The sequence below is a fragment of the uncultured Clostridium sp. genome (assembly GCF_934754925.1).
Classification (GTDB): Bacteria; Bacillota; Clostridia; order Clostridiales; family Clostridiaceae; genus Clostridium.
Genome location: NZ_CAKVJA010000004.1, coordinates 54,894 through 78,501, shown reverse-complemented (window position 1 = coordinate 78,501; position 23,608 = coordinate 54,894). Strand labels below are relative to the sequence as shown.

At 27.4% G+C, this 23,608-nt stretch carries 25 protein-coding genes; 10 read left to right on the top strand and 15 right to left on the bottom strand.

Annotation, left to right across the window (positions count from 1 at the left end):
- Positions 1–54 precede the first annotated feature (54 nt).
- The 4 genes from Q0G30_RS03365 to Q0G30_RS03350 are packed head-to-tail and all read left to right on the top strand — an operon-like array spanning position 55 to position 1,400.
- Entirely contained in the window at positions 55–207 is a 153-nt protein-coding gene (locus Q0G30_RS03365; protein WP_294386482.1) for a hypothetical protein, read from the top strand.
- Between the two features lie 9 nt (positions 208–216).
- Complete coding sequence (locus Q0G30_RS03360) at positions 217–558, top strand: spore coat associated protein CotJA (protein ID WP_294386481.1); 342 nt, start codon at positions 217–219, stop codon at positions 556–558.
- Positions 555–818, top strand: coding sequence for a spore coat protein CotJB (locus Q0G30_RS03355; protein ID WP_294386478.1), 264 nt, complete (start codon positions 555–557; stop codon positions 816–818). Before Q0G30_RS03360 ends, Q0G30_RS03355 begins: the two co-directional genes overlap by 4 nt.
- Positions 819–821: 3 nt before the next feature.
- Positions 822–1,400: a manganese catalase family protein gene (locus tag Q0G30_RS03350; protein ID WP_294386475.1), complete on the top strand. Its 579-nt coding sequence runs from the start codon at positions 822–824 to the stop codon at positions 1,398–1,400.
- Positions 1,401–1,470: 70 nt separating this feature from the next.
- Here Q0G30_RS03350 and Q0G30_RS03345 read toward each other — a convergent pair whose 3' ends face one another.
- On the bottom strand, positions 1,471–2,019 hold the full coding sequence (locus Q0G30_RS03345) for a hypothetical protein (protein ID WP_294386473.1): 549 nt from the start codon (positions 2,017–2,019) through the stop codon (positions 1,471–1,473).
- 82 nt (positions 2,020–2,101) lie between these two features.
- Here Q0G30_RS03345 and Q0G30_RS03340 point away from each other — a divergent pair, with 82 nt between their 5' ends.
- The gene (locus tag Q0G30_RS03340; protein WP_294386470.1) at positions 2,102–2,815 is read left to right on the top strand and encodes a hypothetical protein; all 714 of its coding nucleotides are present in this window, start codon (positions 2,102–2,104) and stop codon (positions 2,813–2,815) included.
- Between the two features lie 102 nt (positions 2,816–2,917).
- Here the strand turns inward: Q0G30_RS03340 and Q0G30_RS03335 are convergent, their stop codons facing one another.
- Both Q0G30_RS03335 and Q0G30_RS03330 read right to left on the bottom strand, forming a co-directional pair.
- On the bottom strand, positions 2,918–3,703 hold the full coding sequence (locus Q0G30_RS03335; RefSeq protein ID WP_294386468.1) for an HAD family hydrolase: 786 nt from the start codon (positions 3,701–3,703) through the stop codon (positions 2,918–2,920).
- Positions 3,704–3,726: 23 nt separating this feature from the next.
- On the bottom strand, positions 3,727–4,491 hold the full coding sequence (locus tag Q0G30_RS03330) for a DeoR/GlpR family DNA-binding transcription regulator (protein WP_294386465.1): 765 nt from the start codon (positions 4,489–4,491) through the stop codon (positions 3,727–3,729).
- 374 nt (positions 4,492–4,865) lie between these two features.
- Here Q0G30_RS03330 and Q0G30_RS03325 point away from each other — a divergent pair, with 374 nt between their 5' ends.
- The gene (locus Q0G30_RS03325; RefSeq protein ID WP_294386462.1) at positions 4,866–5,285 is read left to right on the top strand and encodes a GH36 C-terminal domain-containing protein; all 420 of its coding nucleotides are present in this window, start codon (positions 4,866–4,868) and stop codon (positions 5,283–5,285) included.
- Between the two features lie 93 nt (positions 5,286–5,378).
- Here the strand turns inward: Q0G30_RS03325 and Q0G30_RS03320 are convergent, their stop codons facing one another.
- Both Q0G30_RS03320 and Q0G30_RS03315 read right to left on the bottom strand, forming a co-directional pair.
- The gene (locus Q0G30_RS03320; RefSeq protein WP_294386460.1) at positions 5,379–5,831 is read right to left on the bottom strand and encodes a DMT family transporter; all 453 of its coding nucleotides are present in this window, start codon (positions 5,829–5,831) and stop codon (positions 5,379–5,381) included.
- Between the two features lie 15 nt (positions 5,832–5,846).
- Positions 5,847–6,269, bottom strand: coding sequence for a DMT family transporter (locus tag Q0G30_RS03315; RefSeq protein WP_294386457.1), 423 nt, complete (start codon positions 6,267–6,269; stop codon positions 5,847–5,849).
- Between the two features lie 152 nt (positions 6,270–6,421).
- Here Q0G30_RS03315 and Q0G30_RS03310 point away from each other — a divergent pair, with 152 nt between their 5' ends.
- Positions 6,422–7,114, top strand: coding sequence for a cyclic nucleotide-binding domain-containing protein (locus tag Q0G30_RS03310; RefSeq protein ID WP_294386455.1), 693 nt, complete (start codon positions 6,422–6,424; stop codon positions 7,112–7,114).
- Between the two features lie 83 nt (positions 7,115–7,197).
- Positions 7,198–7,935, top strand: a complete 738-nt coding sequence (locus Q0G30_RS03305; RefSeq protein WP_294386532.1) for an ATP-binding protein — start codon at positions 7,198–7,200, stop codon at positions 7,933–7,935.
- An 80-nt stretch (positions 7,936–8,015) separates the two neighbouring features.
- Here Q0G30_RS03305 and pulA read toward each other — a convergent pair whose 3' ends face one another.
- On the bottom strand, positions 8,016–11,429 hold the full coding sequence (pulA, locus tag Q0G30_RS03300) for a type I pullulanase (RefSeq protein ID WP_294386453.1): 3,414 nt from the start codon (positions 11,427–11,429) through the stop codon (positions 8,016–8,018).
- A gap of 295 nt (positions 11,430–11,724) precedes the next feature.
- On the opposite strand from pulA, the gene Q0G30_RS03295 reads away from it, so the two are divergent.
- Entirely contained in the window at positions 11,725–13,137 is a 1,413-nt protein-coding gene (locus tag Q0G30_RS03295; RefSeq protein WP_294386450.1) for an MDR family MFS transporter, read from the top strand.
- A 47-nt stretch (positions 13,138–13,184) separates the two neighbouring features.
- Here Q0G30_RS03295 and Q0G30_RS03290 read toward each other — a convergent pair whose 3' ends face one another.
- From Q0G30_RS03290 to Q0G30_RS03280, 3 genes are all read right to left on the bottom strand, one after another.
- Positions 13,185–13,604: an NINE protein gene (locus Q0G30_RS03290; RefSeq protein WP_294386447.1), complete on the bottom strand. Its 420-nt coding sequence runs from the start codon at positions 13,602–13,604 to the stop codon at positions 13,185–13,187.
- 107 nt (positions 13,605–13,711) lie between these two features.
- Positions 13,712–14,728 (bottom strand): D-alanyl-D-alanine carboxypeptidase family protein, encoded by a 1,017-nt coding sequence (locus Q0G30_RS03285; RefSeq protein WP_195468629.1) that lies wholly within the window; start codon positions 14,726–14,728, stop codon positions 13,712–13,714.
- Between the two features lie 152 nt (positions 14,729–14,880).
- Positions 14,881–15,267 carry a zinc ribbon domain-containing protein gene (locus Q0G30_RS03280; RefSeq protein WP_294386443.1) on the bottom strand — a complete coding sequence of 129 codons (387 nt, stop codon included), beginning with the start codon at positions 15,265–15,267 and terminating at the stop codon, positions 14,881–14,883.
- Between the two features lie 180 nt (positions 15,268–15,447).
- Between Q0G30_RS03280 and Q0G30_RS03275 the strand changes: the two genes are divergently transcribed.
- Positions 15,448–16,284, top strand: coding sequence for a patatin family protein (locus tag Q0G30_RS03275; protein WP_294386440.1), 837 nt, complete (start codon positions 15,448–15,450; stop codon positions 16,282–16,284).
- A gap of 213 nt (positions 16,285–16,497) precedes the next feature.
- On the opposite strand, the gene Q0G30_RS03270 is transcribed toward Q0G30_RS03275, so the two are convergent.
- The 6 genes from Q0G30_RS03270 to Q0G30_RS03245 all read right to left on the bottom strand — a co-directional run bounded on the left by Q0G30_RS03270 (position 16,498) and on the right by Q0G30_RS03245 (position 23,575).
- On the bottom strand, positions 16,498–17,061 hold the full coding sequence (locus Q0G30_RS03270; protein ID WP_294386436.1) for a DUF6512 family protein: 564 nt from the start codon (positions 17,059–17,061) through the stop codon (positions 16,498–16,500).
- 249 nt (positions 17,062–17,310) lie between these two features.
- On the bottom strand, positions 17,311–17,556 hold the full coding sequence (locus Q0G30_RS03265; RefSeq protein ID WP_294386434.1) for a hypothetical protein: 246 nt from the start codon (positions 17,554–17,556) through the stop codon (positions 17,311–17,313).
- A 97-nt stretch (positions 17,557–17,653) separates the two neighbouring features.
- Positions 17,654–19,279, bottom strand: a complete 1,626-nt coding sequence (locus Q0G30_RS03260; protein WP_294386431.1) for a Na/Pi cotransporter family protein — start codon at positions 19,277–19,279, stop codon at positions 17,654–17,656.
- Positions 19,280–19,485: 206 nt separating this feature from the next.
- The gene (locus Q0G30_RS03255) at positions 19,486–20,568 is read right to left on the bottom strand and encodes an ABC transporter ATP-binding protein (protein ID WP_294386429.1); all 1,083 of its coding nucleotides are present in this window, start codon (positions 20,566–20,568) and stop codon (positions 19,486–19,488) included.
- A 17-nt stretch (positions 20,569–20,585) separates the two neighbouring features.
- Positions 20,586–21,482, bottom strand: a complete 897-nt coding sequence (locus Q0G30_RS03250; protein ID WP_195515741.1) for a sugar ABC transporter permease — start codon at positions 21,480–21,482, stop codon at positions 20,586–20,588.
- A gap of 5 nt (positions 21,483–21,487) precedes the next feature.
- Entirely contained in the window at positions 21,488–23,575 is a 2,088-nt protein-coding gene (locus Q0G30_RS03245) for an ABC transporter permease subunit (RefSeq protein WP_294386422.1), read from the bottom strand.
- Between the last annotated feature and the right edge of the window lie 33 nt (positions 23,576–23,608).

Sequence of the window (23,608 nt, the reverse complement as noted above, 5' to 3'; positions counted from 1 at the left end):
TTTCATAATAAATATTAAATTTAAAATATTTTATTATAAGGAGATGAAAATTTTATGTCTTCAAAAAAAAATAATACTATTACTTTAGTATGCCCTGTCTGTGGTGAAGAAATGACTGAGTATGAATATGGATATGATAATAATGTTCATGGTAAAGTTTATTTTAAATGCGAATATTGTGGCCATAAAGAAAGTAAAATTTTATAGTTTAGTATCTTGTCACTTTTTTCAATTTTCTACATAAAGTATTATATAGAGAATTTAACGAAGGGATATACTATTATGTACTATAAAAGAATCGATGACTGTATAGACTGCAATGATTGCGTAAACGATCCATCTAAATTATCATGTAACATTGCTTGTTCTAACACAAAAAAGAACTGTTATGAATCTTATAAAGTTTTTGACCCTAAAACTTATGCAAAGGCATGTATTGTTTTACAACCATATCAAAATTTATTTGATATAAATTCTGCATTCGATGCCGGAACAATATTTAAGGATATTTATAGTCCTTATTGTGCTATTAAGTATTCTAAGGAGGTCAAAAAATGAATCAACATGAATGTTTAGATGCAATTAGAAAGTTACAATTTTTTGCAATAGACTTAAATTTATATTTAGATAACTTTCCTAGCTGTAAAGATGCAATTGATGACTATAAATTAATTTCCTCCAAACTAAGAAAGTTAATATGGGACTATGAACAATCATATGGTCCTTTAAGTAACTTTGGTTCAGCTTATATTCAAAATCCTGATGCTTGGATTGATACTCCTTGGCCTTGGGAAAACGAAAGTAACAGGGAGGATTAATTTATGTGGTATTATGTTAAAACCTTAGAATATCCAATTAATTTAAAATCTTGTGATTTAACTATGGCAAAACTTTTGATAACTCAATATGGAGGCCCTGATGGTGAGCTTAGTGCTGCTCTTAGATATTTGAATCAAAGATTTACAATGCCAACTAATAAATCAAAAGGTCTTTTAACAGACATAGGAACAGAAGAAATGGCTCATGTTGAAATGATAGGAACCATGGTATATCAACTAATGAGCAATGCATCAATTGATGAAATAAAAGCTGCTGGATTAGCGGGACACTATGCAGACCATGGTAAGGCACTATTTTACACAGACGCAACAGGTAATCCGTGGACTGCAACTTATATCCAAGCAAAAGGTGATGTAATTGCTGATTTACATGAAAATATGGATGCTGAACAAAAAGCAAGAACAACTTATGAATGGTTAATGAACTTAACAGATGATGCTGAAATTAAAAAAATTCTAGGTTTCTTAAGAGAAAGAGAAGTTGTCCACTATCAAAGATTTGGCGAAGCTCTAATGGATGTACAAGATAACGTAAAGCCTAGTAAGTTTAATTGTAAATAAATATACGATTCTTTAATATAAAATAAATCCACAATTTATACCTCTAAGTATAAATTGTGGATTTATCTTTTTATTTAGATTCTTTTATTAAGTTACTATTAATCTTATCATCTATATATTCTAAAAACATTTCTTGCTCATCTTTACTATTAAAAACTTTTATTGGAATAATTATTGTTTGACATGATATTAAATTAATAAATATATTGTTTTGTGTTACATTTATATTGTTTATACAGTTCCAATTAGTTTTACTGTACATTCCGTCACATTCCTTTATTATTGCTTCTTCATTTAGTGTTATCCTAGTATCTCTTATTAGCTCAATTGAACTTGAAAACTGCTTAACTGTTATTTTTCTTATTTCTCTATATCTAGCTCTATTAAACATATCATCACTAAATATAATCCAAAGAATTAATAAAATACCACTTACTACCATCATTGGTATGTAATATGGATATACATCTTCAAAAAAACTTAAATTTATTGCTATTATTAAAATTATAATTGATAGTTTATATATAATCCTACTACTTCTTGTAAGATCTTTATCACAATTTTTTAATTTAGCTAATTCAAAATAATCTTCAATACTCATTCTAAATACTATATTCATTTAATATATATCCCCCATTATTGTTAATTTTACATATAATTAGTATAATATACTTAAATATCAAAAGAAAGGGTAAAATATTATGCAATTTAGTAATAAAATTATTTTTATTGATAATAAGAAAAAAAATTATAAATTAAAATTAACTATTTTAATTGCTATGATACTTATTTGGTCTGGTACTATTACATCTACCATGATATATAAAAAACTTACAACTCCCATTCCTATATCATCCGAAGATTTAAATTCATTAATTTCATCTTCAAATGAATTAATTTTTCATACTATTAAAGAAAAAACTACCGATAGGCTACCTCAAGAACTTATATATACCAATAATGTTTATTTGGTTGATTCTAGCTATATTAAATCTAATATTATAGATGCACCTATAGCTTTAACTTTAAATTTTCCTACTGGAGAAATGCAGTGCTTTGCTACTGCTGAAATAAAATACACTTATAAAAATGGTTGGTATATAAATGATATTATTAATATACAGACCTCTGGATTTTCTCCGTTATTTTCTGCTGGAGATATTCTTATACATATTATTAGTAATGCTGTATATTTTGAGAATGGCTTTATTTTTAATGATGTAAATTATAATTATACCAAAAGTTATGTAGATTCTCTTTATGTTTTAACAGAAAACGGAGATTTGAATTCTACAAAAGTTGAACTTGCTTCATATAATCCTGATGCAGCACATGTACATGGAACACTTTCTTATGATTTTGATAAAGGAACTTGGGTTCTTTTAGATTTTTATGCTGATTGGGAGCGTTCTTAGTATTATTTAAAACATTTTTTCTTTATATTTTATAAAATAAAGCATGTCTTAAATTGAAATAACTATCAATTTAAGACATGCTTTTTTTCTATTATATATAATCTAGTTATTTAACATTGCTTTTATAGCATGTACAACTCCACTATCATCATTACTTTTAGCTCTAAATCTTGCTACCTTTTTTAAATCATCATGAGCATTCTCCATGGCATAACTATGATACGCACTACTCATCATTTCTAAATCATTTAAATAATCTCCAAATACCATAGTTTCTTCATGTTTTATATTTAATAACTCTTGAACTTCTTCTATTGCAACGCCCTTATTTATTCCCTTTGCAGTTATATCAAGCCAAATTTCACCTGATACTGCAACTTGAGCTTTATCTCTATAATCCTGATAATATTTATTACTATTATTTTCTGATCCTGCAAAATCACAAATTGTAACCTTTAATATATCATCTTCTATTTTAGTTAAATCTGATACTATTTCATATCTTGCATAATATTTTTCTGTCTGCTCAATTAATCTTTTATCAGAGCTTTCTATATACGCAGCTTTTTTTCCACAAAGTATTACATAGGAATCTTTTATCTTTCTACCTACTTTAATAAGCTCTCTAGCAAGATTTATATCTAAAGAATTAACTACAAGTTCCTTTCCCTTATACACAACAAATGTTCCATTTTCAGCTATAAACATCATCTTATCCTCTATACCTTTAAATCTTTCTAAAAGATTGTAGTACTGCCTTCCACTTGCTGCTGCAAATATTATTTCTTTTTCCTGAAGTTCGTTGAATACTTCATAAAAACCTTCTTGTATCTCATTTCTTGAATTTAATAATGTTCCATCCATATCTGTTGCTATTAATTTAATCATATATTTTACTCCTAAATCCTTTATTAACATATTACTTTTACTTCTTTTTGATTTAAAATTTCTTTAATATTCCCTTCAGGCTCTTTTTCAGTTACTATATAATCTATATCATCTAAAGTTGCAAACTTATAAGCTCCATCTTTATACAACTTTTCATAGTTTGCTACTATATATCTCTTCTTGCTACATCTTAAAATTTCCTTTTTTACAGCAGCCTCATCATAATTAAAATTACTAATAAAATTCTCTTCTATATTAATTCCGCCTGCACCAACAAAGGCTTTGGTGATTTTAAACTTCTTTATCTCTTCTATTGCTGCACTACCTACAGTTCCCCCTAATTTTTTATTGTACCTTCCTCCAATTAATATTACATCTACATTAGGTGCCCTATCAAACTCCATAGCAATTCTATTCATATTTGTTATAATCGTTAAATTTTTCTTTGTAGCTCCTAACATCATAGCAATAGTATGATTTGTAGTTGAAATATCTAAAAAAACAACATCATTATCCTCAATAATATCAACAACTAACTCTCCTAAATAGGATTTTGATTCTAAGTCTATAAAAACTCTAGAGTTAGTTTTCTCATCGTATGATGATTCTCTCTCTAATATTGCTCCCCCATAAGTTCTCTTTATCTTCCCCTCTTTTTCAAGCCTTTGTAAGTCCTTACGAATCATACTTTCAGAAACATTAAATTTTTCACTTAACTCTTTAACTAATACTTTTTTCTCTTCTTTAATAATAGCTAATATCTCATTTAATCTCTCTTCCATAAACATAAATAACCCCTTCTTTATATCACTTTATTACCATTTCATTATCATTTGTTATTATTTATTATCACTTATATAATATATCTTTTTTCTAATATTTTCAATAGATTAATAGATAATTATAATTGCCATAGTAAAATCTCATTAGTTAATACTCCTAAAATAAAATATTTATTATATAAACATTATAAATTATTTTATTTTAAATATTAATTTTTATAAAAGAATGTACCATTTTTACGAAAAGTATACATTTTTTATTAACTCCCTTGATTATATTAGTAAAATAATATATTATATAGGTAAACGTTAACAAATTTATGTAATATTTGATTAATATATCGATTTAAATAAAGAAACAAAGTAGGGGGCATGTTAATATGGGATTTAGTATTATAGAAAATAATAATACATTTGATATGATATATATTAATATTAATGAAAGAATATCAGATAAGGATTTTTTTAAAAACAATTCAGAAACCGTTACCAAAAATAATTCATTATTTGGTGAGAAGCGATATAAAATAAATAATTTCTCTAAAAATAATAGTGTAGAATGCTTTCAAATTGTATCAAAAGATAAATCAGAAGTATTACTTACATTTAAAGGATTATCATTACAAAATATTTCTAACTTAAAAAGATTAAAACTAAAAGGACTAAATGAAGATTCTATTTATATAAGTAAAGAAACTAATGAAATTTTTTCAGGCGGAGCCTTAATGCATTTAGGCGTATATCTTGAAAAACTATTTGGTAATTACTCTGGTAATGTAATTCATCTAAAAAAGCTATAAAAGTTAAAATTATAAAAAATCACATGTCTCAATATACATGTGATTTTTAATTTTATATTTATTAAAACATAAATATAATACTATTTTAGTTTTTTATTCTATTACTGCTTCACTCTCTTTTGCATCTATCTTTGAGTTATAAAAAATACCTAACACAACTATTATTGCTCCTAAAAGCTTTTTCCAAGAAAAATCTCCCATTACAATTGCATCTATAATAATTGCACATAACATTTGCCCTGAAAACATTAATAATGTACTATATACTACCGGTATCTTTGGAATTACTATATTAGATGCATATACTACCATAACTCCCATGATTCCACCTAGAAAAATATATAGTGGCATTTTACTCATATCTATAATTGATGGAGCTGATGTACTCCCCATTCCAATTAGAATAAATACTCCACCTATAAGTCCACCTATATAATGAATTATTGTACTTTGAATTAAACCTATTTTCTTTCCAAGTGTTGAGCTTACTATCATTGATAAGGTAGTTAATACTCCACCTAATATAGCTAATAAAATCATTAACATTCTATAATCCTCCCTTTATACCATTGTCATAATAACTAATCCAACTAAAACTATAAAAAGTCCTACAAGTTTTTTAGGATTAAATTCATATTTAGTTAAACCAAATAATCCAAAATGATCTACTAAGGATGAAAATACTAATTGTCCAAATACAGCTAATGCTGTTGTCAATGCAACACCAATGCTACCTATTGTAATTACATTAACTAAAGTAAGCATAACTCCAAAAATTCCACCTAAAAACAAGTAAAATGGTATAGCTTCCTTTATTACTATTTTTTCCTTCTTAATCGCAGCAACTATAAGTATAGCAATAAGTCCTATTGCATGAATAATCACTACAGAATATGTACTACCAACATAACCTTCTAATCCACTATTAAAAGATATCATAATAGAAATAAGTGCCCCTATTACTAATGCTAAAATATTATACATTTTAAATTCCTCCCGTTAAAGTTCTAGAAACATATTATCAATAGATAGAAAAGTAAAATAGGACATTTGTCCTATTTTACTTTTGATAGTATACTCTTTTTATATAACTTTACTAATTTAATATATATTAATTAACTTTATAAGGAGTACTTATGAAAAAACTTATTGATAAAAACATGCTTATTTATTATGTTGATAAATATTCTTTACATTCTTACTTAAATAAAAATTTATTAAATTCTTTAGAAATACATACATTCACTAAAAATGAATATCTTTGTTCATTAAACGAAAAATTATTCTATATTTATTTTTTAGTAGAAGGAAAATATAAAGTAACAACTTTACTTTCTGGAGGAAAATCATTACTTCTTTGTTTTAATACTCCCCTATCAGTAATGGGTGATATTGAGTTTATAGAAAATCCATATGCTGATTGTAATGTTCAAGCTTTGGAATCTTGTATCTGCTTAGCATTACCCTTAAATAAGATAAAAGAATATGGCTATAATGATCCTGTATTTTTAAGATTTATAATATCATCTCTCCAAAAAAAACTTAGGAGAAACTCAAGTTATATGAGCATTAATATCCTTTCGCCAATTGAAAATCGTTTTGCAAGCTATTTAATCTCATCATTACCAACAAATTCTTTTGATAAAATACTTGTTGATATTGATGGTATTACTAATTTAGCTGAACTTTTAGGCTCTAGCTATCGTCATTTAAATAGGGTTATAAAAAATCTTTCTGATTTAAAAATTATAGAAAAAAATAAAAATACAATTAAAATTTTAGATTTAGAAAAATTAACTTATCTAGCTCAAGATGTTTATAAAAATTAACTTTACCTCTAAATTTTATTTGTATAAAAACTAATGCTTTGCTAAAATATCTAAGTATTGAATTTTGGAGGTCAAAATATATGATGCAAAAATTACTTAGCAAAACTCGTCAAGCTATAAATCACTTTGATATGATAGAAGAAAATGATAAGATTGCAGTTGGTTTATCAGGTGGAAAAGATAGTGTAACTCTTCTTCACATACTAAAAAATTTCCAGAAGTTTTCCCCAGTAAAATTTGAACTTATAGCAATAACTTTAAACCCAGGTGGTGTTGATAATGGACCTCTTCACAAATTATGTAAAGAAATAGATGTTCCATTTTATGAAATACAAACTGATATTGCAAAAATAGTATTTGATATAAGAAATGAGAAAAATCCATGCTCTCTTTGTGCAAAACTAAGACGTGGTGCATTAAATGATGCTGCACAAAAATTAGGTTGTACAAAAGTTGCTTTAGGCCATCATAAAGATGATGCTGTTGAAACATTTGTCATGGCTATGTTTTATGAAGGTAGAGTTAACTGTTTTTCTCCAAAATCTTATATGGAGAAATATAATTTAACTATAATAAGACCTATGGTTTATATCGATGAATATATGATAAAAAAAGCTGTTAAAGATTATAATTATCCTATAATAAAAAATCCGTGTCCTGCTGATGGTCACACTAAAAGACAAGATGTTAAGATGTTAATTAAAAATCTTAATGGAACTTTCCCTAATTTAAAGGATAAACTATTCTCTGCTTTAAATAATAAAGAGCAACTTTTTATTTGGGATAAAGAAGAAATAGATAAAATAAACTCCAAGATATAAACTATAAAAAAGAGTAGATAGATTTGTGTTTTAAACAAATTTATCTACTCTTCCACTTTTACTTTAATTAATATAAGATACTATGCTTGTCTTCTTTTTCCTTTTATAACAAATGCTCCTGAAACAACTAATCCTAATGCTACAGCAAGTACCACAAAAGAGTTTTGTCCCCCTGTCTTTGGCATTTCTTTAGCTTTCACAGTTACATTTATAGTTAAAGTTGTTTCATTGTTATCACTATCTGTAACCTTGTATGTCACCTTATACTTTCCAGCTTTTTTAGTATTTACAGTATTTTCAATAACTTGAATACTAGAAGTTAAATCTCCATCTTCCTTGTCTGATGCAGTAACTCCACTTAATACATCAAATTTATCTCCAACTGTTAATTCTAAATCTTTAGCATTAATAACTGGTTTTTCGTTTGTTTCAGGCTTTACATCTTCTGATGGTTCATCTTCTGTTGTTCCATTATAACTGTTAGTATCTACTAAAACATAAGATGCTTTTGCAGGAATAACTACCTTATTTCCATCAACAGTTCCTAATGATTCAACTCCAGCCTTTTCTCCATTTACTACTATTGTCCAATCACTTGAAGGTAGTTCTACTTCAACTTCACTGTCATTAGAGTTAAATATTACAGCAATATTATCCCATGAATCATTTGTTTGCTTACCATCTAAAGTATAAGCAACAACATTTGAATCTGTAACATCTATGAAGTTAAGTCCTGCTTGTATATCAGCAGTTGTATTCATTCTAAATGATTTATGAGCTTTTCTTAAAGAAATTAGTCCTTTATAGTATTCAAATAAATCATTATATTTTTCTTTTCTAGTCCAATCCATTTTATTTACACTATCAGGTGCGTTATAACTATTATGATTAAAGCTTCCATCTTCATTAACCTTAGTTCTAGCCATTTCTTCTCCAGCTTGGAAGAAAGGAATACCTTGTGATGTTAATACAAGAGCCGCTGACATCTTATTCATAGCTAAAAGTTCTTCTTCACTTGCATTAGAATTTGTAGTTTGTAACTTATCCCATAATGTTAAGTTATCATGAGCTGATGCATAGTTTATTGTTTGATATGGTTGATTAGCCCAAGCTGTTTTACCATATCCTGAATATTGATTTGGTCCACCTGTATAATCAACTTGCTCATTTGGTGTTGATGCAACTATACCAAATTTAATAACTTCTTCAAGTCCATCAAATCCATTTACAAATCCAGCAGTTTCATCTTCAAATACATGTCCTTTTATAGCATCTCTCATATCATCACTAAATGCAGCTATTTGTAAATCTCCATATTTAACAGTATTAACTTTTAATGCTTGTTCTTCACTTGATAATGGTGAATCTCCACCAGTCCAACCTTCTCCATATACTAATATACTTTCATCTACTTCATTTAAAGTAGTTCTTATTTCTTTCATTGTTGTTATGTCATGAAGTGCCATTAAATCAAATCTAAATCCATCAATATGATATTCTTCAGCCCAATATTTAACTGAATCTACCATCATTTTTCTAACCATTGAACGTTCAGATGCTAATTCATTTCCACATCCAGATCCATTAGAAAAACCACCATCACTATTTTGTCTATAATAGTAATCTGGAACTGCTAAATTTAAGTGAGAATCAGCTGTAGCACCTGTATGATTATAAACAACATCCATTACTACTCTAATTCCAACCTTATGAAGTTCCATTACCATTTTCTTAAATTCTTCAACTCTAACTTCTGCACTATAAGGATCTGAAGAATAAGAACCTTCTGGTACATTATAGTTTTGAGGATCATAACCCCAGTTATATTGTGCTTGATCTAATTTTGTTTCATCTATTGATCTATGATCAAAAGTAGGTAATAAGTGTACATGAGTTATTCCTAATTCTACCAAATGATCTATTCCCGTTTTTATATCGCCATTGCCAAATAAAGTTGTACCTGATTCCCACATACCATTGTACTTTCCTTGAACTTCCATAGAAGCACCTGATGATTCATCAATTGTAAAGTCTCTTATGTGCAATTCATAAATTATAGCATCTGTAGCATCTACAAATTCTGGTTTTACATCATTTTCCCAACCTTCTGGATTAGTTGAACTTAAATCAATAACCATTGCTCTATTACCATTTACTCCAACAGCTTTTGCATATGGATCTGTAACTTCTTTTTCTACTCCATTATTAGTTACTAAATAAGTATAGTAAGTTCCCTTTAAATCTCCATTTACATCTAAAGTCCAAATTCCATTTTCACCTTTAGCCATTTCTTTAACTTCTTTAGCATCTACACCATTTCCTGCATCAAATAATGCTAACTTAACACTTGTTGCAGTTGGAGACCATAAAACAAAGCTTGTCTTTTCTTTTGAATATAAAGCTCCTAATTCTCCATTGTAATGATATAAGTCTGCAAATTCATCTGAATTAAATATCTTACCTAATGTTACATCTTTGCTAAGATATCCATCTATCTCTAAATTATACTCATTAGTTAAGCTTAAATCTTTTTCTGTTACTATTTTACCTGAAGTTAAATTTTCATTAATTTCTAAGCTCTTAACCTTTATTACTTCTCCATTTTCCTTTAATGTTACATTTTCTAAACTTAAATCTTTACTCATCTTTACATTAGTAATAAAACTAATTTCATTTACTGAATCCATTTTAGCACTTGTTATTGCTAAATCTTTAACTGCATCTTCAGCAGTAAAAACTATCTCTGAATTACTTTGAACTAAATATGCATTTATTTCACCATTATTATTTGCATAAGCTAAGTTAATAAATCTATCAAATTCAATATCCTTAGCTGACCAGTCTGGTTTTCTAATAATGATACCGATTCCATCTTCTCTTGCATCAACTACATTTTCATATACTATTGAAGTAGTCTTTCCAAAATCATCTTCACCAGTAAACGCATGTCCTTCTCCCCCATGATTTGGATCTAACCATGCCCATACATCCCATTCATCATAATCATTATTGAATCTATAATAATGTACATTTAAAGTTACTTTTTCGAAATCCCTATTTATTTCCTTTAATTCTACATCTTTATCTTCATCTTTATGATTTATAATAACTTCTGTGTCTCCAGCAGTTAAATCTACAAACTTATCAGCTCCAAAATAATTTTCAGCCCATTCATTACCCTGTTCGCTTCTACGAAGAATATACCCTAATTGCCCTGCATCTTTTGATGTTTTTACAACAGCAAATTTACCCTCTTGATCTTCACCTATAAAATCAACACGTTGACCATCTTTTCCTGCTTCCCAAACCCATAGGTTCCAATCATCATAATTTCCATCTGGTCTATTGTACCTAATTTTTACATAAACCTCTTCAGTAGCCTGAGCACTTACTTCTGTACTTTCAGTAGCTTGGACTGAAATTGGTAGTTGAATGAATGCTATACACATCATTAAACTTAATATAGCAGCCAAAGCTCTCTTAAATTTTCTCATAAATTCTCCTCCCATTGTGTCTTATTAAAATAAATTTTAATAAATTATTTTACATATTTTATTATAAGTATAATTCCTAATTTTTGTAAACATTTTCTAACTTGTGAAATTATTCATTTTTTATTACAGTTAACTTGCAAAAAAACTCTAATAATTTCACATATATTATTTTTCCAAAAAAATACAACAAAAATTATGTTTATCATTTGACGCAATTCTTTTTCAAATTTATCTAGTATAATCTATTCTCACTTTTGGAAATATATTTATATAATATAAATTTTGAGGTGATTTTATGACTCAAGCATCAACCAAAGATAAAGACTACAATGTAATTATAATTGCAGGAGTATTTCTTTTAGGAGCTTTTATTTGTTATTTAAATAGTACATTTATGAATGTCGCATTATCAGACATAATGAAAGATTTAAATATAAGTGTATCAACAGCTCAATGGTTAAGTACAGGTTATATGCTTGCGACTGGTATAATCATTCCATTTACTGCCTTTCTTATAGATAAATTTAAAAATAGAACCCTTTTTTTTGTATCTATTGGATTATTCACTATTGGAACAATTATTGGTGCATTTGCAAATAACTTTACAATGCTTTTAACAGCTAGACTTATTCAAGGCTTAGCTAGTGGAATAATCATCCCTTTAATGCAGACAGTATTTATGATTATTTTTCCAATAGAAAAAAGAGGATTTGCTATGGGAATAGTTGGTATAGTCCTTGCTTTTGCTCCGGCCATAGGACCTACACTATCTGGTTGGATAATAAATATTTATCCTTGGAGATATTTATTTTATGTAACTCTTCCTTTTGCCGTTTTAGATTTAATATTAGGATACTTTTTATTAAAGAATGTAACTGAAAATAAATCTGTACACTTTGATATTATTTCATTTATTGGATCTACTATTGGATTTGGTGGATTACTTTTTGGATTTAGTAATGCTGGAAATTATAGTTGGACCGATATGAGGGTATATTTACCATTAATCATAGGTATAGTTTTTCTTATAATTTTTGTATGGCGACAACTAAATATGGATGAACCTATGCTTAATTTAGCTGTATTTAAAAGCACCGTTTTCACATTTTCTACCATAATTTCAATGATAGCTTATGCAGGATTAATATCATCAGAACTGATACTTCCTATGTATCTTGAAGATGTTAGAGGCTCTTCAGCCTTTGATACTGGATTAACTTTAATGCCTGGTGCAATTGTCATGGGAATTATGAATCCTATTACAGGTAAGCTTTTTGATAAGTTTGGAGCTAGATATCTTGCACTAACAGGGTTAACAATTTTAACTTTAGGTACTTTTGGACTTTCATTTTTATCAGTATCTACTCCTATAATTTATATAATTTCTATTTATGCTATAAGAATGTTAGGAATATCTATGCTTCTTATGCCATTATCTACATCTGCATTAAATTCATTACATAAGAAGTTATATGCTCACGGTAATGCTGCTAATAATACTTTAAGACAGGTAGCCGGTTCTATTGGTACTTCTTTAATAGTAACATTGATGAGTAAATCCACTATTTCATCTGGATATACAGATCCAGTTAAGGCTCAAGTATATGGAATGAATGTTTCATTTGCTTGTACTGCTGCATTAACATTACTAGGTCTCATAATTGCTTTCTTTGTAATAAAAAAGAAAGAAATAGTAGTTAAAGATTAAGAATACGGTTTTAATAACCGTATTCTTTTTCTTAACTATTATATTATTTATTCTAAATCATTTCCTTCTGAATCTTTTATCTTTCCTAAAAATATTAATATAGATTCTATTAGAGCCCATATTTGAACAATAACCCATGTTATACCACCAGTAAAATATCCTAAACCCCACAAACTTAATTGCACTATCCCAATCTTAATATATCCTAGATAAAATCTATGTATGCCCATACCACCTAAGAAAAGTGCCAATAATCCTGCCAGTAATTTATTTTTTATCTTTATATTTAATTCATCTATATTATTATTTAACTTTGCACCACAAAATTCACAAACTTCTATACTATGGCTCTTTATTCGTGATCCACATCTATAACAATAATTATCTCCTAGACCCTTTCTAGTTCCACAATTTGTACACTTTAAACTATCGTTGCTTATAAGCTGGCCACAATCCCTACAATACATAACATCCCCTCCTCTCTAAGTTATGGTTATTAAAATTATATGATTAACTTTCATTTTATAGGATTAATAGGTCTACTTAATAACCTAAAAATTATCTTAATTTCAAATTAATATTCACCATAATATTCTTCTAATGTAATCCCTCTTTCATATAACTCTGTTGCAAGATTTATTCCTAAATATCTAAGATGCCACGGCTCATAATTATATCCTGTTATATCCTCTTTCCCTTCTAAATATCTTATAATAAAGCCATATTTATGTGCATTTTCCTTTACCCACACGCCTTCTTCACTTTGACCAAACTTAACATAAAGTTTTCCTCCATATTCAGCTAAGGTTATATCCATTGCTAATCCTAATTGATGCTCACTAGCTCCTGGCGGAGCTGAATATCCACTATATGGATTATATATACTCTTCTGTGTTCTATATGATCTGTACCCAGATACAGCATATAAATATAATCCTTCCTCTTCTGCTGCATTAAATAAATCTTCTAATGCTCTAGCAGCTTCTTCTCTCATATATAAACTATTTTTACTATTCATAGTCCTAACATTAGGTAAAACCAAATCCTCTGGCTTATAATCTGAAGATAAAGTTCTATTTTTATTTACACAAACAGTTAAACTATTTTCATCAAAAATTCCTTCTGATACTATCTTATCTAAAGGTTCCTGTATGATTTCTTCACTTTTTAAAACCCTCTCAACTTCTTTGCCATCTTCATAAGTTACTGTGTAAATCTTTTTATTTTCTCCTTGAACTCCCTCTGAAATAACTTTGATTTCACCCATAGCACTCTTATAATCTTTTACTACTACCTCATTAAAATCAATTTTTTCAATTACTTCTTCTTCTTTTTTATTAATTCTATTAATTACTATATTTTGATTATTTTTAACTTTAGACTCAAGACTATAATTTATTTTATCTTCCTTATTCAAGTTTATATTTAATTCATCAATTACTTCTTTTATATTACCGCATGTACTTTTATGCTCTATAGTAACTCCATCAACTTCTATTGTTATGTTTTTAGGCCTACTTACTATTAATGAATACATAACAGCACTCACAAAAACTACCAATATAATATTTCTTATTATCTTTTTCTTCATTATTACCTCCACCCAATTTTAGTACTTTTATCCAAATTTACTTGTCTATTATAATACATTTTATATAAATTTATAATAAAAAAAATTAAAAAAGATGTCTCTATCTATATGATAAAGACATCCTTGTCTAAATAAAATTATATCAATATGGACTATCTAATTTTCTCACCACAATAAGGACAATATTCAAAATTATCTTCAACTTCTCTATTACATCTAGAACATCTTTTTACTATATAATAACTTTCATAATTATTATTTACTTCTTTCAAATCCCAATATGTAACTTCTACATCTCCCCCTCTTTCAATTTCTTTTCCCTTTTCCTTAGAAATACTAAAAGAAGATTTACATCCATTACAAATTACATAATATTCCTCATTCCATTTAAATAATGGTATAAAGAAAAAATGAAAAAAAGTATAGGATTTGATTAACTTTGCTCCGTTTGAAATATTGCAACTTTTACAAGAGAAGTTAGTTAAATTTTTAATTTCTTTTATTTTATTATCTATTCCAAATATCCCTATAAAAAACATTAACTACACCCTTTTAATTTATTATTAAGTATATAAACTATGATTTTATTTACATTATAATATATTTTTATTTTTTATTGAATAGAAAATATTTTTTTATCTATTTACCTCCAATATTTGTAATGAAAATCTTTTTGTTTTATAATTACTAAATAAGAACTTTTAGAAGGGAGTCACTTTATGCCAAGTTTAATTTTAGAAGGTGGAACTTTTAGACCAATTTTTAGTGCAGGAGTAATGGATGCATTACTTGATAATAATATCATTTTTCCTTATTGCATAGGTGTTTCTGCTGGAATAACTAATGGAGTCTCATATATTTCTCAACAAAGGGGACGTAATCTTGAAATCCTAACCAAATATAGAAATGATAAAAGATATTTAGGCTATGGAAATTTTCTTAAATGTAAAAGTTTATTTGGGTTAGACTTTGTTTTTGATGAAATACCTAATAAATTAATCCCCTTTGATATGGATACTTATAAAAAATATACAGGTAAATTTTTAATTGGAGTTACTAATGCTAAAACTGGTGAAGCAGAATATTTAGATGGAAAAGATCTTGATAATAAAGCTACATTTCTTAGAGCAACTTGTGCTATCCCAATATTTTTTCCTGTTATAAAGATAAATAATAATGAATATTATGATGGTGGTCTTTGTGACCCTATTCCAATAAGAAAAGCAATTGCTGATGGAAATAAAAAGCACTTAATAGTTCTTACACAACCTAAAGGTTATATAAAGGATTTAAGTAAAAAAAATGTTATTGTATCTAAATTATTAAAGAGTAAATATCCTAATTTAAAGAATGCTTTTTTAACTAGACACGAATCTTACAACGAAACTGTAAAATTTTGTGAAGAACTCGAAAAACAAGGTAAAGCAATAATATTAAGACCTGAATATAAGTTAGAAAGCTTTGAAAAAGATATTAACAAACTAAAATCTAACTATGATCATGGATATAACCTAGCAACAAAACACATAACACAAATTAAATCACTCTTTAACTAAATTGTTGGTTAAAGCTTAAATACCGTGATGACGAAAATTAATGATATTACATCCAGGAATTAGTGTAATTTTCGTAAAGAAGTTGTATTGAAGCGTCAGCGGCTTTTACAACTTTAGCAAGTTCAATGGAACAAAGATATAAATTCTAGGCGAAAATTTCACCGTTCCCGGAAAATAAATATTTCATTTTTTCGCCCCATGTAATGCGCAATACTATTCTATTCCGTATAGTCCTGTCATTGAATCTTTAAACATTGGTATATGTGGTGGATAAAATGTGAATACTATTGTACAAACTATTATTGTAAGTATAATTAAAATTCCTATTATAAACTTTATATTTGTTATTTTAATATTTTTATATAAATATAATGCTAAACATTGTCCTATAATTAATGCTAGAAGTAATGAAAATATATCTAATGCTAAAAATGAAATTCCTAAAGCTCCTGTATATGTGTAATAGAAAATAGTTATAACAATTGGCATAATAAGTGTAGAAATAGCAGCACTAAAAATCCATTTTTTAAAATCTATATCTACTTTTCTCCTTAGTATGTAATAACTAATAATCCACCATAAAATAACTGGAATAGTAGTTAACTTAAAATGTTCTGCTATACTTTCATTTACTGGAGTTATAGAACCTACTATTGCTATTTTACCTGTTAAATCATATAAAAAATGAATAGGAGTAGCTATTATAAATAAAATAGGTATAGCAAATATGATATTATTTTTTATATTCTTATAGTTTTTTATAAAAAAAGTTGTCAAACACATATCCTCCTAAAAATCTATTTATATTATAATATTTAACTATTTATAATTTGCTAATAAAAACTTATCTATATTTTAAATGATATATTAAATTATGAGCAATTTAACCTTAAACATATTTTTACCATACATATTATTTATATCCTATAAAAATAAAGGTATAATTTAAATTTATACAATTCAAATTATACCCTAAAAAACTATTCTTATAATTTAATTTAAAATTACCTTTTAAATTTGATAATTCTATAATATTTTTCTTATTTTATCAATAGCATATTCCTTAATAAACTTTTGTTTATTGTCAGCATAAATTATTACACTAACTTTTCCTTCTTTATATTTTAAATAACTTCCCTTGTCTTTACTTCCAATTATATTTACAGATTTTCCACGTTTTAATTCTTTAATATTATTTGAATTACAATATTCACATATATTTTCAGAAGTAAATACGCGTTTACAGTCTAAACAATAATTTAATCTTTTCATAACTATACTTATTCCCCCATCTCAAGAATCAACTTATATTAAAATTTATATGTGTAAACTTTAATTTATATAACTCATAAATATATTAATTCTACTATTATTCATATATTATATTAGTGTTTTTCTCCTTGATAGTAGCAATATTATTTGCATGATCACCTATTCTCTCAAGGTTTGATAGAAGATCAAAAAACATTACTCCTGCATTAGCATAACATTGCTTAGAATTTAATCTTATTATATTATTATTTCTAAAGCTTTTTTCTAATTTATCTATACGTTCTTCAATTTCATTAACAATAATATTATCCTTACATTCCTTCTCCTTAAAGCACTTTATAGCTATATCAAGTGATTCTAAGGTTACATTAGAAATTTCCTCAATTTCCTTTAAAGCTTCATTAGATAATTCAATATTATTATTAAACTTATTTATAGCTAACTCTACAATATTTTCTGCATGATCACCTATTCTCTCTATATCATTAATTGTATGATATACTTCACTAATTAACTCAGCATTCTCTTCTGGCAAATTATGCTGAGAAATTGCTATTAAATATTCTGTAATCTCTTTTTCTAACGTATTTATAATATTTTCATTTTCATATACACTTTTTATATCTTCATCTTTTCCATAAAAAAAAGATTGCATTGCTAGTTGAAAATTATTTCTCGCAATTTGGGCCATTCTTATTGTTTCCTTAACAACCTGAGTAATTGCAACCACTGGTGTTTCTAAAAGTTTTTTATCTAAATATATTGCACCACACATCATTACATTTCCATTATCAGGCAATATCTTGTTTACAAGATTAACAAAATATTTTGATATTGGTAATATCAAAATTGTTATTACTATATTAAATATTGTATGTGCATTTGCTATTTGTCTCGCAACACTATCCGGTGTTAAATATTGTACAATCATAACTACCTTATCTGAAAACGGTAAAAATATAATAGTTCCAAATATATTAAAGAACAAGTGAAGCAATGCAGCTTTTTTAGCCGTTCTATTAGCTGTTAATCCTGCTAATATTGCTGTAATACATGTTCCAATATTACACCCTAATACAATTGGAAAAGCAACATTCATATCTATATTTCCTGATGCTCCTAATGCTACTAAAATACCTGTAGTTGCCGATGAACTTTGCAATATTGCTGTCATTAACATTCCAATTAAGACTCCTAGTATTGGATTATTTGCGACTAATAAAATAAAATTATTAAATATATCTAGTTCGGATACAGGCTTTAAAGAAGCTGACATTAATCCCATTCCCATGAATAATATTCCAAAACCTAATGCTATATATGCTAAATCTTTAACCTTTTTTCTCTTTGCACCTATCATAACTATAGCACCTACTCCAATAAATATCGGTGCTATAATCTCTAACTTAAAGCTTACCATTTGAGCTGTAATTGTGGTACCTATGTTTGATCCTAATATAACCCCTGTAGCTTGAGTTAATGTCATTAATCCAGCATTTACAAAACTCACAACCATCACAGTAACAGCACTTGAACTCTGTATAATTGCTGTTACAACAATTCCAACTAATACTCCCATTATTTTGTTACTGGTTATTTTTTCTAATATTCCCTTCAATTTTTCTCCTGCAATATTTTCAAGCCCATCACTCATTAGTTTCATTCCATATAAGAATAATCCTAATCCTCCAAATATACCTGTAAATATTTCGAAACTATCCATATCACCTATAATTCCTCTCATTTTATTTATAATAAATTTTATTAGATATCTTTCAAAATAATATATGAACTTTCTATTTATCTTTTAAAACTATATTCTACCTTATATTAAATAAGTACATTTATTAAAAATTTCTATAATTCTATAATATAAAAAAGAAAAAGGTTAAAGCTATATTTTAAATAGCTCTAACCTTTATCATTAAATTAATTTATTCTTAATTCAGTCTCTGCATCAAAGAAATGTAAAGCATCTAAATCAAATCCAAATTTATGCTTTTCTCCAGCTTCATATGGATGATATCCAGGAACTGTAATAACAAGTTCTTTTCCGCTGTTCAATTTAACATATAAAGTTTTTTCTTTACCTAAAACTTCTATTACATCAACTTTACATTCAAATGCAGCCTTCTCAGGGTTTCCAATAAATCTTTCTGAACGAATTCCTAAGTATACCTCTTTACCATTATAACTAGCTAAGGCTTTTAAATCTGCTTCTGATGGAACTACTGATATTAAACCATCTTCAGATACAAATTTATTTCCATCCATCTTACCTTTAATCATATTAATTGTAGGTGATCCAATAAATTTAGCAACAAACATATTTTGTGGCTTTTCATAGAATTCGATTGGCTTACCAACTTGTTGAATCTTACCATCATTCATAAGAACAATCTTAGTTGCCATTGTCATAGCTTCTACTTGGTCATGTGTTACATAAATAGAAGTAGTTCCAAGTGCCTTGTGAATTCTAACTAATTCAACTCTCATATGCTCTCTTAACTTAGCATCTAAGTTAGAAAGAGGTTCGTCCATTAAGAAAACACTTGGCTTTCTAACTATAGCTCTTCCTAATGCAACTCTTTGTCTTTGACCTCCAGATATATCTGATGGTTTAGAATATAAATACTTTTCTATTTGAAGTAATTTGGCAGCTTCAGTAACACGTTCATTAATAACGTTCTTTCTTTCTTTTCTCATTGATAATGAAAATGCCATGTTATCATAAACTGTCATATGTGGGTATAGAGCATAGCTTTGGAAAACCATAGCTATATCTCTATCTTTAGAAGCAAGTTTATTAACTCTCTTCTCACCAAATATTAAATCACCTTCAGTAATTGAGTTAAGACCAGCAATCATACGTAATAATGTAGTTTTACCACATCCAGATGGTCCTAAAATTACACAGAAGTCCTTATCTTCAATTTCTAAATTTATATGCCTTAAAGTAAAATCTTCTCTACTTTCATATTTTTTTCCTATATTATTTAATGTTACCTTCATATCTACTATCTCCTATCCTATCCTTTTGTAGCCCCATTTGAAAGACCTGATACTAATTGTTTTTGTAATACAACGAATAATATTACTATAGGTATTGCCGTTAAAAGTGCTCCTGCTGTAAAGGCTGGTTGATTAATTGTACGCTCATCTGTTATAAGAGTTTGTAAACCTGCAGCTAATGTATAATCAGCTGATGAATTTAATAATACCTTTGGTAATAAATAATCACCAAATGGTCCGATAAATGACCATAAACCTATTATTGCAAGCATCGGTCTTGCAATTGGCATAATGATAAGTCTGTATATCTTCATACTAGAGCAACCATCTATTTTAGCTGCATCATCTAGCTCTGTAGATATTGAATCTAAATATCCCTTTAAGATAATAGTATTACCTGCTATACCCCCACCTGCATATACTAATATAAGCATCATTTGTCTTGTAAATCCTGGAATTATATCTGATGCAATTGAATACATTGTAAAGTATGCTGTAATTCCAACGAATGTTGGTATTGTTTGTATAAGCATAACTGTCATAAGAGATGCTTTTTTTCCTTTAAATCTATATCTTGAATAAGCATATCCAGTAAATGAAACTATTAATATTACTAAAATTGCTGTACTAATACTTACAAATAAAGTATTTCCCATCCATTTTAAATAAAGTGTATCTTTAAATAATGTTTCAAAGTGTTTAAATGAGAAACTAAATTCTCCACCAATTATAAGTCTATTTGCTTGTGCTCCATTAAATGATGATATTACAATTTGTGCAATTGGTACTATTACTATTACTGCCCATAATATTAAGAAAGCATATGATGCACCAAGTGCTATTTTTCCTCCTACAGTAAGAGGTTGTTTATCAGAAAGATATAAATCATTTTTTTTCTTCTTAAATATACTCATCAATCCTACCCCCTCTTAAATGCATCTGTGTTTCTATATCCTATATATGCAATTATAATAAGAGCTACAGAAATAATAACTGTAATTGTTGCACCTATAGCTTGATATTGACTATTCATTGTTAATTTAAATATATAAGATATTAAAAGGTCTGATGAACCTGCTAAGTTACCATATTTAGTTGGATTAAAAGGACCTCCATCATTAAATAAGGCTATGATACTAAAATTATTAAAGTTGAATGTATATTGTCCAACTAAAAGTGGTGCTGTTTGGAATAATACTAATGGTACTGTTATCTTAGTTAATTTCTTAAAGCTTGTAGCACCATCTATATCAGCAGCTTCATATAATTCTGCATTTATTGATTGTAAAACACCTGTAGATAATAAGAAGATATATGCACTACCAAGCCAAGCTTGAATACAAATTAATACTACTCTTATTACAAATGGATCATTCTTTATTGAAAAGTTTGCTCCAAAAATCTCTCTTAATGAGTTAACTACTGTGCCACCATCTGCAAATAAAATACTAAAGAATAATATTGAAATAAATGCTGGAACCGCCCATGGTAAAAGATAAATTGATCTAAATAATACTTTACCTTTAATTCTATCGTTATTAAGAACAATGGCTAAAATAAATCCTAAAGCTATTGCTAAAGTTGTAGCTCCTATTGTCCAAACTATAGTCCAACCAAGTATTCTCCAGAAGATTGCACCTATCATACCTTCTCCTAAGAATATCATTTTATAGTTCTTTAATGCTTCCCATCCAAATTTAGCTTGTGTGTCTGGTCCCATTCCTGTAAATGCTAAAAGTATAGTTGTTACAACAGGAATACATACTATAAATATAGTTATTATAGCCGCTGGTGATAAAACTAAATAAGGGAATCCATCTTCAAAGACAGTTTGTTTAGTTTCTATCCAACTCTTATATCTAGTACCCTTGATTGTATCCTTTTCTACTTTATTTGCATCTTTAAAGCATATGAACATTAAGAATATTCCAATTAATAATAAGAATATTGCTAATATACCTTCAATCATAAAGATAATAGATCTATCTAGTCTACCACCATTTGCAGCTAGAGTAATAAGACCTGCGATACCATCACCTTTATAGTTACCATATCCTAATGAATAAGGAATAGCCATTAAATATATATATAATGTTGCAAAGAACATAATTATCGCTTTTATATATTGTTTATTAATTGCTTGAGCAAGACCTGGAATTAAGAATGTAACCCAAGATACCCATGGCATAGTTTTTTCAGTTTCAATCGGATAAACTCTTCTTAAATCTGCAACATTAATATTTACAGTATTAATTTTTTGCTTAACCGTTTTTGAAAGTTCATATTTTTTATTTTTTACTATTTCCTCATTGTATGTTTTTTCACATTCAAATGATTTTACTAATACAACTTCTTTATATTTTCTTTTTAATTCTTTTATTGTATTATCTTTTGCTTGTCCTGAAATTAAGCCTTCTTTACATTTAGACTTAACTTCTTTAATTCTCTCTTGTAACTTCTTATTTTCCGCTTCTTTAAAAGCTTTAAATTCTGAATTAAACTTTTCATTATTTGTATTATCTATTTTGGAAAGTTTATTTTGTGCTTCCTTTAAATCCTTTGTACACTCTTTTGCAAACTCAATTACTGGTGGTATTTGAGCTATTTCTAATTTACTTTGTTCATAAATTAATTCTGCATCATAAGTTAATTTTACATAATTTTGATAGAACTTAACTAATTCTTTAGCCTTAAATAATCTTATCTGTAACTTTTGAACACTCTTAGGTAAGCTTGTATCTACTTTTGTTTTATAATTATTTATTTTTTTCTTAACATCTTCAAGGAATGCCTTTTCCTTTTTCTTGTATTCTTCTAATTTTTTGTTATAAGCATGATTTTTTTTATTTTCAACTAATTCTTTTAATTTACTTTGTAGTTCTTCTTTTTCCTTACCAGTTGCAGCTTCAATTTTTTCCTGTAAAGCCGAAACTTCATAAAGGTATAAATTTTTTCTATCATACTCTCGATTAATATTATCATATAAATACTTATTGAATTTTTTCAACCTTGTTACCCCCTTTTATACCCTCTGAATAAC

Excerpts from the sequence above, each read along its gene's own strand:
- Q0G30_RS03365 (WP_294386482.1), top strand. The coding sequence starts at position 55 with ATGTCTTCAAAAAAAAATAATACTATTACTTTAGTATGCCCTGTCTGT.
- Q0G30_RS03355 (WP_294386478.1), top strand. The coding sequence starts at position 555 with ATGAATCAACATGAATGTTTAGATGCAATTAGAAAGTTACAATTTTTT.
- Q0G30_RS03350 (WP_294386475.1), top strand. The coding sequence starts at position 822 with ATGTGGTATTATGTTAAAACCTTAGAATATCCAATTAATTTAAAATCT.
- Q0G30_RS03345 (WP_294386473.1), bottom strand. The coding sequence starts at position 2,019 with ATGAATATAGTATTTAGAATGAGTATTGAAGATTATTTTGAATTAGCT.
- Q0G30_RS03340 (WP_294386470.1), top strand. The coding sequence starts at position 2,102 with ATGCAATTTAGTAATAAAATTATTTTTATTGATAATAAGAAAAAAAAT.
- Q0G30_RS03335 (WP_294386468.1), bottom strand. The coding sequence starts at position 3,703 with ATGATTAAATTAATAGCAACAGATATGGATGGAACATTATTAAATTCA.
- Q0G30_RS03330 (WP_294386465.1), bottom strand. The coding sequence starts at position 4,491 with ATGTTTATGGAAGAGAGATTAAATGAGATATTAGCTATTATTAAAGAA.
- Q0G30_RS03325 (WP_294386462.1), top strand. The coding sequence starts at position 4,866 with ATGGGATTTAGTATTATAGAAAATAATAATACATTTGATATGATATAT.
- Q0G30_RS03320 (WP_294386460.1), bottom strand. The coding sequence starts at position 5,831 with ATGTTAATGATTTTATTAGCTATATTAGGTGGAGTATTAACTACCTTA.
- Q0G30_RS03315 (WP_294386457.1), bottom strand. The coding sequence starts at position 6,269 with ATGTATAATATTTTAGCATTAGTAATAGGGGCACTTATTTCTATTATG.
- Q0G30_RS03310 (WP_294386455.1), top strand. The coding sequence starts at position 6,422 with ATGAAAAAACTTATTGATAAAAACATGCTTATTTATTATGTTGATAAA.
- Q0G30_RS03305 (WP_294386532.1), top strand. The coding sequence starts at position 7,198 with ATGCAAAAATTACTTAGCAAAACTCGTCAAGCTATAAATCACTTTGAT.
- pulA (WP_294386453.1), bottom strand. The coding sequence starts at position 11,429 with ATGAGAAAATTTAAGAGAGCTTTGGCTGCTATATTAAGTTTAATGATG.
- Q0G30_RS03295 (WP_294386450.1), top strand. The coding sequence starts at position 11,725 with ATGACTCAAGCATCAACCAAAGATAAAGACTACAATGTAATTATAATT.
- Q0G30_RS03290 (WP_294386447.1), bottom strand. The coding sequence starts at position 13,604 with ATGTATTGTAGGGATTGTGGCCAGCTTATAAGCAACGATAGTTTAAAG.
- Q0G30_RS03285 (WP_195468629.1), bottom strand. The coding sequence starts at position 14,728 with ATGAAGAAAAAGATAATAAGAAATATTATATTGGTAGTTTTTGTGAGT.
- Q0G30_RS03280 (WP_294386443.1), bottom strand. The coding sequence starts at position 15,267 with ATGTTTTTTATAGGGATATTTGGAATAGATAATAAAATAAAAGAAATT.
- Q0G30_RS03275 (WP_294386440.1), top strand. The coding sequence starts at position 15,448 with ATGCCAAGTTTAATTTTAGAAGGTGGAACTTTTAGACCAATTTTTAGT.
- Q0G30_RS03265 (WP_294386434.1), bottom strand. The coding sequence starts at position 17,556 with ATGAAAAGATTAAATTATTGTTTAGACTGTAAACGCGTATTTACTTCT.
- Q0G30_RS03260 (WP_294386431.1), bottom strand. The coding sequence starts at position 19,279 with ATGGATAGTTTCGAAATATTTACAGGTATATTTGGAGGATTAGGATTA.
- Q0G30_RS03255 (WP_294386429.1), bottom strand. The coding sequence starts at position 20,568 with ATGAAGGTAACATTAAATAATATAGGAAAAAAATATGAAAGTAGAGAA.
- Q0G30_RS03250 (WP_195515741.1), bottom strand. The coding sequence starts at position 21,482 with ATGAGTATATTTAAGAAGAAAAAAAATGATTTATATCTTTCTGATAAA.